We start from the raw sequence: 14,089 nt of genomic DNA on the forward strand, positions 1-14,089 counted from the left end.
TCCTCAGTATTCATCAGATGATTTTTATTCGTCTGAATCTTTCGCTTCTAATCCGGAATCGTCCAGTCAATGGGCGTGAAGACTTTGACTCTTGCTTGCAATTTTTCAATATTCTCTAGAGTCTGTCGAGAATTCTGCCTAGTTTCTGCCATGTAGGCGGCGGCGACGCCTGCCGCGGTGCCTGTCGACCATTCGATAGGGTGCAAGCGGGTAGCTGAGTTGGCTAGGAAGCTCTGTGCCATCGTCTTCCCGGTGACCAACAAGTTTCCAAAGCGATAGTGTGTCAGTGCTCGAAAGGGTAGGTAGAAGGGGAGGGTGTCATGTGCAGCTTGAGTGTGTGCCGGGTAGCTGCAAGTCACCAACGGATGGATATCAGCGGCGTATGCCCCCAGTGCAATCCGATCCGGAAACTGTGTGCCGGTTACTTGGCTCGCTGGCCCCGAGAGATCGTCAAACTTCAGTACGAATCCATCGAGACCTATAGATCGTCGCGTATCCCGGATGTAGGGAAGTTTGGCCAGGCCATGTCCGGTCCCTAATTCAGCGCCATTGAGAGTAATCTGGTCCGGTTCAAGCGGTGGCGGAGCATTCTGTCGAAACCACTCATGCCAGCCAAACGCTCGTTGTTCGGCACCAGATAGAACCTCCAAATCGATGCCTCCTTGCCAATCGGCGAGTTCCACCTCGGTGTCAGCATTTGTCTTGAAAAGGAAGCCAAATGGATAATCATTTCCTCCCTGCTTGAGACGTCCCGAATAACCCCAGTTTTGCAGACAAAGATCCCCCGGGGCAGGCTTGTCTTGGCCATGGATTCGACGATAGGTCCAAATCAATTCCCAGGGATTTTCTTTGTTGTTGTTGTAGTCAGCATATCCGAAGGTTGAGAGATCTTGATCCGTAGCCATCTGTTGCTGCGGTCTAGTGTGTAGTTCTTGAACAAAACAAAAGACAGTGGCCTGGCCACAATGGTCATGGCCGTTAGGCTCTCCTTCGGAATCTTCAGCACCCAGCAAGTAATCCGCACCCGAGAGGGCAAGCAGCTCGCCCCATTCAGTTGCATCAACAAAAACCGGTGGGCGACCATTGTGCGATCCGAAACGAAGCACTTCCTTGCTAAAGCGTTCAGAAGGTTCAGGCGAATACCAGTCGGGAAGGTCTTCGGACGGTAGCCGATCGTAGCCCTTAGCTGCAAGTTTCTCTGCAGGGGCTCTGCGAATTGCAGTCAGGGAAAGTATCTGCCCAGATTCTGCATCTACCTCAACTTGCTTCACAACGGTTTCAAGGAACACGGTAAGATTCTCGCCAGCTTCATGCTGGAGCGGTAGGAGTTGTTGTTCGAGATACAATTTCGGTCGAAAGCAAAAGCGGCTTACCCAGCAGTCACCACAATCTGCAATGTCTTCAAGCGACTTGCGAAAACTGGGAGTTATATTCCGAGGGTCGCGGGCAATTTTGGCTACATTTAACAGAGGCTCTTTCGTTTCAACATCGAGGATTGTATGCCATGCTTCATCCACCGCGGGGACTCCGCTGGAGGTGAGTTGCCCGCCAATCCAATCGGTTGGTTCGAGCAGCGCCGTCTTCGCGCCACTGTTGGCCGAGGCGAGAGCGGCAGCGAAGGCCGCCGTTGAACCTCCGGCGATGACTACGTCGAAATCGTTGAGCTCGACAGGTTCAGCGCATTTCGCATTATGTGGTGAGGTGATCACACTGATAACCAAGACCAGTAGCGGAAGGGGGCGGAGCGAGGCTCGCGAAATAACTCTGGCGGTGAGTGAAAGAAAGTTCATAGATTGATTTTCCGTTAATCCATAGCCTTAGCTGGGGCGGCGAATTGGGAATCCTCCATGCGTTTGATATGCCAACGAAAAAGTGGCAGGAACACGGCGGCCCCAACCAAGGAAAACATGACTAATACGATCGCGTTGACGTATCGACCGACCGCTAATTGCGAGAGGCCCAAAACAGCCGATGCGATCCAGACGGCACCGACCACGCCGATCAAAGTCCCGGCTAGTAAAAGCCGAGGTACGGGGGAGAGATTTCCTTCTTCTGCCAAGACAGATTTGCGAATCGGTCCCCAGAGACCCAAAGGTCGAGCGCGGCGATAAAAATTGCGAAGGGTTGCTTCACTCTCGGGAGCGGTCACAAGCGCGACAGTGAACCAGACAACTGTTGTCAAACCAATTGAAATCACTGCTTGCAGCATTGCCATCGTGTCTGCATTCGCGGGGCTGACTGCTATTTGGGCTGCCCACCATTCGTTGTGCGGTAAGAGCCATCCCAAACCGAAATACACAAAAGGGCCACAGACCATGGCCGCCACCCAGGAGAGGAAATTCACCCGCCACCACCACCACTGTGCCCAGAAGAACGCTGCGCTAGATGCAAACATGCCAGCAATGATCGTGGCAATCCTGAATAGTGAATCTGCGGCTAACATGACTCCAACGCCACAAGCCAGGATTCCGAGCATTGCCAATCGACCAATCCAGACGCAGGAGCTTGACTCTGGATCCAGCCATTTCGACTTGGGAAGTATCTGACGAAGTACGTCATTGACAAACGTTTGAGCTCCATAGTTCATGTGGCTGTCAATGGTCGACATGACACTTGCCAAGAGTGCCGCCAATGCGATCCCTAAAACTCCTACGGGCAGATGCTCGTCTAAGAGCATACCGTAGGTTTCTTCACGCACACTGGGAGAGGCATGATAGAGTTCCGGCCGACTAGCCAAGAGTCCTAGCACTGGCAGTGTGAGCAGGAGCAACATTAGGTACAAGGCTCCCGCAGCCCAGATGGGTACCTTGGCTGCTTCACGGGGTGTCCGTGCCGAAAAAAGTCGCTGTCCATCAAGGTCTACGCTTCCCCCGCGACCAATTGTCGGAACGATGAACCACGCCAGCACTACCAGCGGCCCTAAGACCGCATGGCCCGGCACTGGAAAGATGGACATGATTTGTTCGTGTTCAGCAGGATGAGCAGCAACGAGTTCTTCTGCCAAGCCCACGGGTCCCCCGTGGTTGAATAGCACCGTACCTAGCAGGATTACGCTGGCCAGCACGATGACTGCAGATTGCAATACGTCTGTGAAGACAACCCCGGCAAAACCAGAGATCCACACATAAGCGACCAACAGTGGGAGAACTAGCGCAAGCGTGGTGAACTTGCTCTCGATGCCGAAGACGGGGCCCAGAATCTTATGAGTTCCCAACAGACCAGCCCCCAACCAGGGGACCATATTAATGGCAATCGCGAAAAGGGCCGAATAGACTCGAACAAACTTTGCACCGTGTCCTCCAAAGCGAATGGAGTAGAACTCAGGACCTGTGTGGATGCCCATTGACCTCCAGCGGACTGCGAAGAGCAAGGCAACCAGCATCCAAGCGAACGTAAAACGCGACAAATAATACCAAGCGATCGGCAGGCCGATCACTGCCGTCAATCCGCAATAGAGTGGGGCAACATCGGCATTCATCGCCGTGACGGCATAGGAGATGCCATTGACCCACCCGGGTATCTTCCGTCCCGCGAGGTAGTAGCCCTCTTCCCCTTCGCCAGTGTTCAGTAGGCGACTGGCAAATGCTCCCAGGCCAAAGCTCACTAGTAGATAGATGCCGATAACCACCGCATCGATCGTATGTGCTGTCGCAAATGGCATGATGGTAAAAGGGAGTTCGTTCATAGTCGCCGGCGGAAGATTTAGGATGGCAACCTAAGAATAGAGGGACTAAGAAAGCATGGATGATCGCTAGTTTACAATGAGAGAGCCGCTTGCTGTCGACTGGAGGAATAGATTGCGTCGACTATCGCCTGAACCGAGCAAGCCTGCTTGTGGTCGGCGCCCCGGACGATACGGGTTTCAACACTCCGTTGGAAGTCTCGGAATTGATCCAGGAAAAAGTCTCCGTCTTCGACGGCGAGGGACTCGTCAGCAACCTTGCCTTCGTGCTCCGAGGTAAACTGGACTTCACTGCCGAACAGTTCGAACGCAATCCCCCCTTGATCTCCGAAGAAACCCATCACGGAATCTGGAAAAAAACTGCGTGGATAGTTGCCCGCCCAAGCGACGTGCAATTCCAGCGTCGAACCGTTAGTGAAGCGGATCAGCGCCTGAGCGGCATCTTCCACGTCGCAAATACCCGCTAAATTCGGCGGCCCTGCCCACATATTCTCGTATTGGTAGGCCTCCATCCGACGGCCGAAGTTCTCGAATGTCTGAGCCGCTACCGATTCGACTTCAGGAAAGTCCATGATATGGCAAGACAAATCGATAAGATGCACTCCAACGTCGATGAGTGCTCCACCTCCAGAGAGCTCCTTGGTCGTGAACCATTTTCCCAAGCCTGGCACATTTCGACGGAGATACAAGTTTGCCTTTGCGGAGTAGATCTCGCCTAACTTGCCGGAAGACGCAATCTGTTTGGCTAACTTGCCTACCCCTGTGTAGCGATGGACAAATCCTATTTGCAACACCCGCCCCGTTGCGTCAGCGACTTGGGCTATTTGTTGACATTCTTCCAGCGACAAGGCCATCGGCTTTTCAAGTAAGACGTCTTTCCGTGCTTCGAGGGCCTCGATTGCTAAGCTTTGATGCAAAAAATTGGGAACACCAATGACAACTGCGGCTACAGATTCATCGCTCCATAACTCATCCGTAGTTGCGCTATACTTAGCCTGATACTCTTGAGCCAGTGCTTGGCCGGCACTTTCATTGGCATCCACAACCCAGATTATCTCTGCGCCAGCCAGTTTGGCAGCGGCGGCATGCTTTTGGCCAATCGTACCCGCTCCAATAATACCGATCTTCATCTCTTCTCCGCCTTATGTGTTTTAGAAAGCTTCCAATGAGGGGCAGGGACTATTTGTCCACCATCAGGATCATCAACGAGGCTAACAAATCGGGAAGCTGCTTCGTCAGTCATTGCCACATCGAGAATCCGGCGAATCATTAAGGTTTCCTTACGATCAACCTGAGCTGACTCGGCTGTAAAGAAATCCAAGATTGCAGCAGCTGCGTCGACGAACAGCGTTGCGGTGTCCACGACCTCGTACTTAATCCCTTCACGCGACGATAGTATCGCACTGAAAGGAACGTCTGCCTTTTCGTTAAAATCAATGATCGCCGTACGATTATCGCTGAACTGCAATATGAATTGCGGATTTTCGGGGCTACCGATTCGCATAAGTGATATCACGTTGGCTCCGAGGCAACTGACTGCCAGTTCCATCGGATGGATGCCGTATTCAGGAAAGGAACTCCCACCCGCGGTTATGAACATGCTCCGCAGGGGACTGACAAGCTCACGAACTCGTTGTTGAATGTTCGTGTTCCTCAAGGCGGAAGTAGTCTGCACGGCGACGCCATGCTCGTCGGCAAGCCGAAAAATATTCTCTGCTGTTTCGTAGTCTGGAGCAAAAGTCTTGTCGACGAACGTCGGCTTCTTATGCGGAAAAACCCCCTGGCAGAGATGGAAATGCTGCTCAGGATTCGAAGGTGCCAAGATGGCGAAGTAGTCGACCACGTCGGCAAGTTCCTCGATGGAATCGTAATAACGCAAGTCGTGGGCCGATGCCCAAGTCTCACTTGGTTCCGCAAGGACGGCAGTCGCACCCGTTACACGAAACCCGCGATCTGCCAGGGTACCTCGCAATGCGTCCAAATAGACCCGGGTATGGAAATTATCCAGGTGGTAGTCGACGAAACCAATTCGTTTAAATGACATTGTGGCTGTTTCTTATGGTTATTATTGCTGGGGCAAGGTCATGAACCCGGCGCAATCCGCACTACGGCAGCCCGTGGTTTCTGGAGTTGTAATGGGCAAGCCTTTGGTGTGGCGGACCGCTAGCCAGGCGTAAGACTCTGCAGCCATCGTCTGCGGATCGAGACCGCGCGCGCTCACGTTTTCTACCTTGCCAAAGTGCTTGGAAAGCAGATTGACAATCACTGGATGTTGACTTCCGGGACCAGTTACCCACAAGAGGTCGGGCAATTCCGGGAGTTTCTTGGCTGCCCGCACGAATGCTTCTACTGTCACTGCACATAATGTGGCAGCACCATCCGGCACGCTCAGTCCAGCAACATCAACGTGATCGAATTCGTATCGATCAGCCGACTTTGGCAGGCTGCGTGAGAAGAACGGAGATTTCAATGCTTCCCGCACTACCGTGTTGTCGACTTTACCTTCAATCGCCACACGACCATCTAAGTCGTGTGGCAGCTCCGCCATCTCCTGGACCCACTCGTTGAGGAGCCCTACACCGGGACCGGTGTCGCCGGCGATGATTTCGTTCTCTTTGCTCAGCCAAGTCACACTGGCTACCGAACCGAGGTTAAGCATCAATGCGGGACGAGGCTCCTGCGCCATAAGTGCCCAGTGAAACATGGCAACCAGTGGGCCACCCTGGCCACCAATCGCCATATCGTGGCGACGAAAGTCACTCACCACCGGCAACCGGGTGCCTTCGGCCAGTTGCCAGGCATTGCCTAATTGCAGGGTCAGTCCTTCGCTAGGCATGTGACGGAGGGTGTGTCCCTGAAAACCTATCAGTTCCGCTTTTGCCACTTTCTCTGGGTAAGATTCTTTCAAGAGTCCAAAAGCATTTATATGGTGCTGGGTAAGTTTTTTTTCGAGTCGGAGGATTTCCGTCGTTGGTAGGTCGTTCTGGGTCGCCTCGAGGATTCGCCACCGAAGCTGGCTATCATAGGGAAGAGAAACGCCTCCCAGCGGGGATATCTCATCTCGACCATCGGTATCAATGACCGCAGCCTCTACCCCGTCGCCCGAAGTAGAGCTCGTTAATCCGACGGACCGAATAAGCGGGGAATGAGGCACCCAGCACCTCTCGTGAGGAGATTCCACAGAAAGCCTAAAATCTCAGTCTACCAGCTGTCTCAAAATATCGCCCGATAAACAGCGCAGAAATTTCGACAATTTGCGCATCGCATGTTATGATGTGCTTAGATTTGATTCGCCACGAGATTCTTTAGCTCGACAGTAAAACCCCGCTCAAGTCTCCTCGACTACATCAATTGTCTATGCCCAATTCTTCCAAGATACGAGTACTCGAAGTCGCCGTTCTCGTAGAAACGGATCACAGTTGGGGACGTTCTGTCGTACAAGGCATCGCAGACTACTGCAACAAGTTCGGCCCGTGGAATCTACTGACGGATCCTCGCGACTATAGTCGAAGATGGTCGCTGCCGGATCGCTGGCGGGGAGATGGCATCATCGCGCGGATTAGTTCTCCTCTGCAACTCGAGGAGATTGTTCAGACGGGACTTCCGACAGTCAATGTCGACGATGTGTTTCCCAATCTCCCCCATATGGGACATGTGCGAACCAATGAGGCGGAACGAGCGCAGATGGCGGTTAGCCATTTTCAGGGGCGTGGCCTGAAACACTTTGCGTATTATGCCCCGCCGAGTAATGAATATTCCAAAGAGTGCGAAAAAGCCTTCGTTGCTGAGTTGAGCGAACAGAACCTCTCATGCCACGTCTACAAGCCGGGGTATCGAGTAACGCGGCGGATTGGGCGAGATGAGCAACATAATCGCGTTCATCGATGGCTCAGCAACCTGCCTCGGCCGGTGGCAATCTTTGCCGTCGATGCACGTCGAGGCCGAGAACTTACTGAAATCTGCAGCATGGAGGGAATCTCAGTTCCAGATGAAGTGGCCATATTAGCCGCTGACACGGATGACTTGATCTGCGGTCTCAGCTCCCCTCCATTGTCGAGCATCTCAGTGGCCAGCCAGAGAATAGGATATGAAGCGGCCGTTATGCTGGATGCAATCATGCGGGGCGAATCATGCCCCAGCGAGCCCCGCTTGATCTCACCCAATTGCGTCATTGCTAAGCAGTCTACCGACGCTTTGGCGATCGATGACGCGATGATTACAAAGGCGATGCGATTTATCCAAACGCATGCTTTCCAGGGGATTGTCGTTGAGGACATCTTACGCGAGGTGCCGGTCTCTCGTAGATTTTTGGAACTGCAATTCAAACGCTATTTCGGCCGTTTGCCTGCTGAAGAGATCCGTCGCTTGCGGCTCGAACGGGGAAAGGAACTTCTTTCGCAATCTGAACTGTCAGTCGAGGCAATCGCGGATGCCTGTGGCTACGCGGGGACCACCCAGTTTGGCGTCGCCTTCCGCAAACGCTTCGGCCAAACCCCGCTCGCATTCCGTAAGAATCTCCACGGAAGCTAGATTGTTTCAGACACGTAGAAAGATTCCCCTACGATAAAGCCACCAGCAAACAAGCCACCACATTACCAACCAACCTAATACGAAACTCCACCCTGCGATGGCAGGCGATCCTGTGGAATGCTCGACCCAGGCAAGGTATCCCGAAGCAAGCGAGTCGGATCCGCCACTCGGCAGCCTGATCAACCATTTGCTGAAGACCATTTTGAAGGAGAGTTCCGCAGCTACGTAGAGGGCCAAGGCATTCATCCCCCATACGCGCAGCCACCATGCAGTTGTCCAGCGTTTCAGGTCAATCACGATAAAAAAGGCGACAAACAAAAGCATCCCGGTGCCAGCGGCTAGCAAGCAATAGGCTGGGCTGAAAAACCATTTGCTAAACGGAATGGTGATTTCACCCAGCAAACCCCCTCCGGTCGGTTGGTAGTTTCCTTGCAAAATGAACCCAACTAAGACCAGTGCAGCCCCAGCTAGAACAACTCGAATGGCACCGTGGTAGGTGCGCTGAGCGGCGAGAGCTGAAGATGTGAAGCCACCTAGCACAGCGATCGCAGCTCCAGGTAGATATTCTTGACTCGCTCCGAACCAGCCGAAGAAAGTTCGCCAAACTGAAGGTTGGAGATGCTCCAGGGAATAGATTCGCCGCAGGGCGTCAAAATGTGCCCAGGTTCCAGGTCCGAGCGGAGCATCTGTGGGGGCACGTGTCACGATCAACTCGTTGGCTGTCTCCCAGGAGGGGACCTCCATCGTCACCCAGCGACCAATCAACACGAGAAACACAAATCCTATCCGCCATTGTGTAGGTAATAACCAGACACAAATCGCCACGAAGTAGGCGGCTCCGATGAGTTGCAGGATGTTCCACTGGAGCAAATTTTGCCAACTCAACGGATGGGTTGTTGCAGTTCCGGCTACGGTCAGTAAGACTCCCAACAAATAAAGGATCATTGCCCGTCGGGCTGCGGAGGATACAATTCTGGCGGTAGATAGCCCGACACGGATTCGACTTTCCATCGAGAATGGAATCGAAGCACCGACAATAAATAGGAACCAGGGAAACACCAAGTCAGCAAAGGTGGCCCCTTGTTGAGGGTCGTTCCAGGGGACATGGAAGAACTGTCTCGGAAAGACCGACTCGTTCCAGGTCATGTTTACCAGCAGCATCGCCCCGATCACAAACCCGCGAAAGGCGTCGAGCGAAAGGAGTCTCTCGTTGATTGTTGCAGTTGCAACTGAAGGAGCTGGAATTTGGCACGACATCGTGGCAAACCGACTGTTGATTGATTGCTAGGAGGGTCGAAAATCTCTTGATTAACTTGTCAGAAGAGTAGGGAAATGTCGTGAAGAAACAGTGAGAAGTCAAGGCAGCCATGCGCATTTAGTGGAATAATTTACGCGATAAGTGTTTGCGGTTTTTGCGGATCGTACTTAGTATGTCTGAAGTGGACGTTAAATTGACTCTTCTTTTGGTTCACCAAGAATAGGATTTTACGAATCCAAGTCCAGTCGGCTTTGTTAATGGCTCTCTGGCAATCACCCTTAGTCCCACATCATGGGGAGGTAGTCTAATGCTTTTGAGAAAACTTTATCCGATGTCCTTTTGTGTACTGATAGTTTTCAGTGCCCTTGGTCAGGCTGAGGCCAAGACACTTGTTCCGCTCAGTAGCTTTGGTGGCGGTGACGGATGGCTGGATCCCAGTGAATCAACCGCTCTGACAACCAATAATAATCAGAGGGGCATGACATATAATTCTTTGAATAACCATGTTTATGTTGCTGATCGCGAAGGCGGCTCAAATATCCGTGTACTTAATGGCGACACCGGCGCGTTAATTAGCTCGCTGGATATGACCGGAGTTGGCGGCGGCACTTTTACTATTGACATGATAGACGTCGCCGAAGACGGCGCCATTTACGTTGGAAATCTCTCTACTTCGGCAGCAAGCAATTTCAAGGTCTATCGCTGGGCCAACGAAGCAGCCTTGCCAACGGTTGCCTTCGACGGACTAAGCAACTTGCCTAGAACTGGAGACAGCTTGGCCGTCCGCGGATCAGGTGTCGGCACCCAGATTATCGCTAGCGGTGGCGGATCAACAGGTTTCGCGCTTCTCAATACGGTGGACGGAGTGAATTTCAACAACGCCGGAAACTTTGGAGCGACCGCTCCAGCTGGAAGATTTCGGTTGGGAATCGACTTTATCGACAGCACCCGCGCTGTCGGCTTACAGACTGGTGGAACGATAAGTGACGCCGATTTTTCTGGAGGAGCTGCCAATGGCAACCCCGTGAATTCATTGGGTGAAGCGCCTCTCGCGTACGACCAGACGAACAACCTGCTGGCCACAATAGATATTAATTCCAGCGACGTGAGGTTATACGACGGTAGCGATTTGAGTCTGCTCACCACAACCGGCTTTATGGATTTGGCCAATAACTTGACAGCGGCTTCGGTAGCGAATGGCAACGGCGTCGGCGATCTTAAGTTCGGCACGGGACCTTCCGGTGACCTACGGCTGTACGCCATGAACACCAACAACGGCATCCAAGCGTTTCAGGTGGTTCCAGAGCCAGCGTCGTTTGCTTTGTTGAGTCTTGGCTTTGCGGGGCTACTGATCAGCCGACGTCGAAGCTAAGAAAGAGACTGAGCTAGAGATTGGGTCGCGGCCCGAAAAACGGGCCGCGACCAACAATTACCGTCTGGCAACTGAGGTCAATGAGACTTTCAGTGGCGGTAGTTTATTGCAATTAAGATTTACGAATAGTTAAAATTTAACGGATATTCATTGGAGATGAGGATGATGTGCACCCAGCGAACAATAATATTGAGTCTAAGTATTTCGACCATCGTTGGTTTACTGGCAGCTTCGACTTCGGCGGCGACGCTGAACCCGCTGTCTACTTTCGGAGGGGCGCAGCCCGGTTGGCGTGCACCGGCTGAACTACTCGCTGGCGACGTGGCCAGCGCTGACACAAACATGGACACTTTTTACGACTTCCTCTGGGACGTCAACGATGGCATTGGAACGCCCGATTTGGAACGTGGTATCGCTTATAACTCTACGACAAACAACTTGCTATTGCTGAGCCGCTTTGGAAGTCCTGATACCGTCAAGGGACTCCGGATTCTCGATGGTACGACGGGCGTCGACAAGGGCTTTGTAGATTTCAACAACACGAACGTGACTGGCGGTACGTTCACTCGAAACATGATAGCCGTTGCTGACGACGGTGCGATTTATATGGCCAATCTCACCACCGATGCCACCGCGTCGCCATTCAAGATTTATCGCTGGGATAATGAAGCCGCTGCCTCCCCAACTTTAGCCTATAGCGGAACCCCTCTCGCTGGCGCACGCCTAGGCGACTCGTTTGACGTAATTGGTAGCGGAAGCAACACCCGTTTAATTGCAGGCTATGGTCGCAACCCCAATATACCCGGTAACAACAGCTTTGCAATTTTCGATACGACCGATGGCACTAACTTTTCAGCCGCGAACGTCAGTGTGGCGAGCACTCCTCCAAATGCGGGAAATTTTAGTCTGGGCATCACCTTTCAGGACGAAGATACGGTCATCGGTATGGGAATTGATACGCCAGCGATTGTTGATGTCTCGGGGAGTACTGGCACGCTGGTCGACACCTTTACTACCGATGGCAATGTACTTAGACCCATGGATTTTGCAATTGTCGATGGTCGGCCCATCTTAGCGATCATGGAAGCCAGCGCCGCGCAGGATTCTATAGCCCGTGCAAGGATGTTTGTTTACGACATGTCGGATCTCTCACTCCCATTAGCTGAGAGAAAGATTGCCGAGGCCAGTTTGTTGCCTACGGGGATGATTCAGAATCCTAACATCAACGGTACGGGGCAGGTCCGATTCGGTCCCATCGAAGGCCGCACGGCAATCATCTACGGACTGAGCACCAACAACGGGATTCAGGCATTTGAATTGACTATCGACCCTGCTACGGTCGACGACGCTGACTTCGATGGCGACGGCGATGTGGACGGCAAAGATTTCCTCACTTGGCAACGCAACTCTGGCTTGTTGGGAGGTGCAACTCTGATGGATGGCGATGCCAATAACGATCAGAACGTCGATGGGCTTGATCTGGAGATTTGGCAGACGCAGTACGGCACGCCTTTAGTTGTAGCTATCGCAGCAGTGCCTGAGCCAGCTACTGCTTGGTTGGCCATCTGCGGATTGGTCTGCTGCTGGACGAGTCGGCGCAACCGTCGATAATATATTCTGTTACTATCGGCGCTGCCGGTTGGGGTAGCACGGCAGCGCCACAACAGTTTTTTATCCTCTTTGAGAACCATTCCTAGTCGAGAGCATTGCGTTATGATCTGGATCACTGATTGTCCAAAAGCCCCTCAACTTATGCTGGAGTAAGTGAATCATGCAAAGAGTGCAACGCAACAAGCCAATTCATGGTTTTACCTTAGTAGAACTATTGGTGGTAATTGCTATTATTGGTGTTTTGGTAGCCTTATTGCTCCCAGCCGTTCAGGCAGCCCGAGAAGCTGCACGGCGAGCCCAGTGCAGTAATAATCTTCACCAAATGGGACTGGGCGCACAAAACTACGCTTCAACTCACAATTCGCTTCCAACTGGGTATGGGAGAACTCTTGAGCATATTGAGGAAAATGTAAACTTTGTTAAGCATGGCTTATTTGTGGATATTTTGCCCTATATGGAACAAGGCAACGTCTACGATCAAATGATCTTCGACTATTACAAGACAGGAAAACCTTACTTCGAAGACCCTGCGCGAGATTCCGTTGTCGAGAGCTATATTTGTCCCTCCTGGCCAGATGCGAAGATTACTCTCTCAGCTGACCCGAACTATGAATATCAGTTGGGTGCCCTGAACTCTTATACAGGAGTTGGGGGAGCCGTCCGAAACCGTGGAGAGGCGCTCATTGCTTCATCCTTCGGAAGCATACCTGACAATGGGGCGTTTCTTATGGAGGAAATAAGGTATGGTGGTGGAGCGCGTCCAAAAATAGCAAGAATTGGCAGAGAGAGAAAACTTGCCGAAATTCAGGATGGGCAAAGCAATACATTCATGATCGGGGAGTTTGTCCACCGTGCCTGTTGTCTCGGTCAATTGGTGGAAGCTCCTCCCGGAAATGTGCGACCGTGGTACGTATCAGGGTTCAGTGATGGCCCTTATGCATTTAAGGTCCTAGAAACATCTCCAAATGCTTGTGTCGTTCGAAATTCGGGTGACTGCGTGACTGGGAATGCGATAAACTTCAACTATCTCCCGCTGGGTAGCTTTCACCCGGGAACTACTCAGTTTGTGAACATTGATGGTAGCGTTCATTCAATCTCCGATGATATCGACATTGAGATTTATAAAGACTTGGCCACTGCAAACGGTGAGGAACCTGTTAATGTGGCGCTGTGAAGTTCGAGCATTCCCTCTGTGGTGGATAGGATTGCTTGCCGTGGTCGTTGGAATATCTGCGGGCTGCGATCAAGGGCCCCTGGTTGTTCCAGTAGAGGGAACGGTTTACTACAACGATAAGCCTCTTCCCTTCGGCAGCGTGATGTTTCAACCACAAATGGGACAGCCCGCTGGTGCGAGAATTGCTGAAGATGGAACTTTCAAGCTCAGTACTTTTTCTGAATACGATGGAGCAATCGTCGGCCAGCACAAAGTGAAAGTTTCCTGTTACGCATCTCAGAGCCCCGAGCTTGCCAAGAAGAAAACTGTCGGGGAACAAACACTTGGTCCCAGCCTAATTCCTGAGAATTACACCTATTCTGATCAAAGTGGACTTACTGCCGATATCAATTCGGAGGGAAATGAACCGATTGAGCTTCGCTTGACAGGTCCACCGATAAAGGTGCCTCGGTAGTATAGCGT

11 protein-coding genes are annotated in these 14,089 nt (G+C 52.2%); 5 read left to right on the plus strand and 6 right to left on the minus strand.

The window, feature by feature from the left end; translation table 11 throughout:
* Window positions 1-47: 47 nt before the first annotated feature.
* From Pla144_RS18245 to Pla144_RS18265, 5 genes are all read right to left on the minus strand, one after another.
* Entirely contained in the window at window positions 48-1,790 is a 1,743-nt protein-coding gene (locus Pla144_RS18245) for an FAD-dependent oxidoreductase (protein WP_146452144.1), read from the minus strand.
* A 14-nt stretch (window positions 1,791-1,804) separates the two neighbouring features.
* The gene (locus tag Pla144_RS18250) at window positions 1,805-3,685 is read right to left on the minus strand and encodes a sodium:solute symporter family transporter (protein WP_146452145.1); all 1,881 of its coding nucleotides are present in this window, start codon (window positions 3,683-3,685) and stop codon (window positions 1,805-1,807) included.
* A 71-nt stretch (window positions 3,686-3,756) separates the two neighbouring features.
* On the minus strand, window positions 3,757-4,812 hold the full coding sequence (locus Pla144_RS18255; protein ID WP_146452146.1) for a Gfo/Idh/MocA family protein: 1,056 nt from the start codon (window positions 4,810-4,812) through the stop codon (window positions 3,757-3,759).
* Complete coding sequence (locus tag Pla144_RS18260; RefSeq protein ID WP_146452147.1) at window positions 4,809-5,726, minus strand: Gfo/Idh/MocA family oxidoreductase; 918 nt, start codon at window positions 5,724-5,726, stop codon at window positions 4,809-4,811. The genes Pla144_RS18255 and Pla144_RS18260 overlap by 4 nt, the downstream gene beginning before the upstream one ends.
* A gap of 21 nt (window positions 5,727-5,747) precedes the next feature.
* Window positions 5,748-6,836 carry an anhydro-N-acetylmuramic acid kinase gene (locus Pla144_RS18265; RefSeq protein WP_197530804.1) on the minus strand — a complete coding sequence of 363 codons (1,089 nt, stop codon included), beginning with the start codon at window positions 6,834-6,836 and terminating at the stop codon, window positions 5,748-5,750.
* Between the two features lie 203 nt (window positions 6,837-7,039).
* Here Pla144_RS18265 and Pla144_RS18270 point away from each other — a divergent pair, with 203 nt between their 5' ends.
* Complete coding sequence (locus Pla144_RS18270) at window positions 7,040-8,212, plus strand: AraC family transcriptional regulator (RefSeq protein ID WP_146452149.1); 1,173 nt, start codon at window positions 7,040-7,042, stop codon at window positions 8,210-8,212.
* Window positions 8,213-8,218: 6 nt separating this feature from the next.
* On the opposite strand, the gene Pla144_RS18275 is transcribed toward Pla144_RS18270, so the two are convergent.
* Window positions 8,219-9,469 (minus strand): heparan-alpha-glucosaminide N-acetyltransferase domain-containing protein, encoded by a 1,251-nt coding sequence (locus tag Pla144_RS18275; protein ID WP_146452150.1) that lies wholly within the window; start codon window positions 9,467-9,469, stop codon window positions 8,219-8,221.
* Window positions 9,470-9,801: 332 nt separating this feature from the next.
* Here Pla144_RS18275 and Pla144_RS24730 point away from each other — a divergent pair, with 332 nt between their 5' ends.
* From Pla144_RS24730 to Pla144_RS18295, 4 genes are all read left to right on the plus strand, one after another.
* Window positions 9,802-10,842, plus strand: a complete 1,041-nt coding sequence (locus tag Pla144_RS24730; protein WP_197530805.1) for a DUF4623 domain-containing protein — start codon at window positions 9,802-9,804, stop codon at window positions 10,840-10,842.
* A gap of 162 nt (window positions 10,843-11,004) precedes the next feature.
* On the plus strand, window positions 11,005-12,453 hold the full coding sequence (locus tag Pla144_RS18285; RefSeq protein ID WP_197530806.1) for a DUF4623 domain-containing protein: 1,449 nt from the start codon (window positions 11,005-11,007) through the stop codon (window positions 12,451-12,453).
* Window positions 12,454-12,622: 169 nt separating this feature from the next.
* A complete protein-coding gene (locus Pla144_RS18290; RefSeq protein WP_197530807.1) occupies window positions 12,623-13,627 on the plus strand; it encodes a DUF1559 family PulG-like putative transporter in 1,005 nt (334 codons plus the stop codon).
* Window positions 13,614-14,081 carry a hypothetical protein gene (locus Pla144_RS18295; RefSeq protein WP_146452152.1) on the plus strand — a complete coding sequence of 156 codons (468 nt, stop codon included), beginning with the start codon at window positions 13,614-13,616 and terminating at the stop codon, window positions 14,079-14,081. The genes Pla144_RS18290 and Pla144_RS18295 overlap by 14 nt, the downstream gene beginning before the upstream one ends.
* Window positions 14,082-14,089 lie beyond the last annotated feature (8 nt).

The organism is Bythopirellula polymerisocia (genome assembly GCF_007860015.1).
GTDB classification, from domain to species: domain Bacteria; phylum Planctomycetota; class Planctomycetia; order Pirellulales; family Lacipirellulaceae; genus Bythopirellula; species Bythopirellula polymerisocia.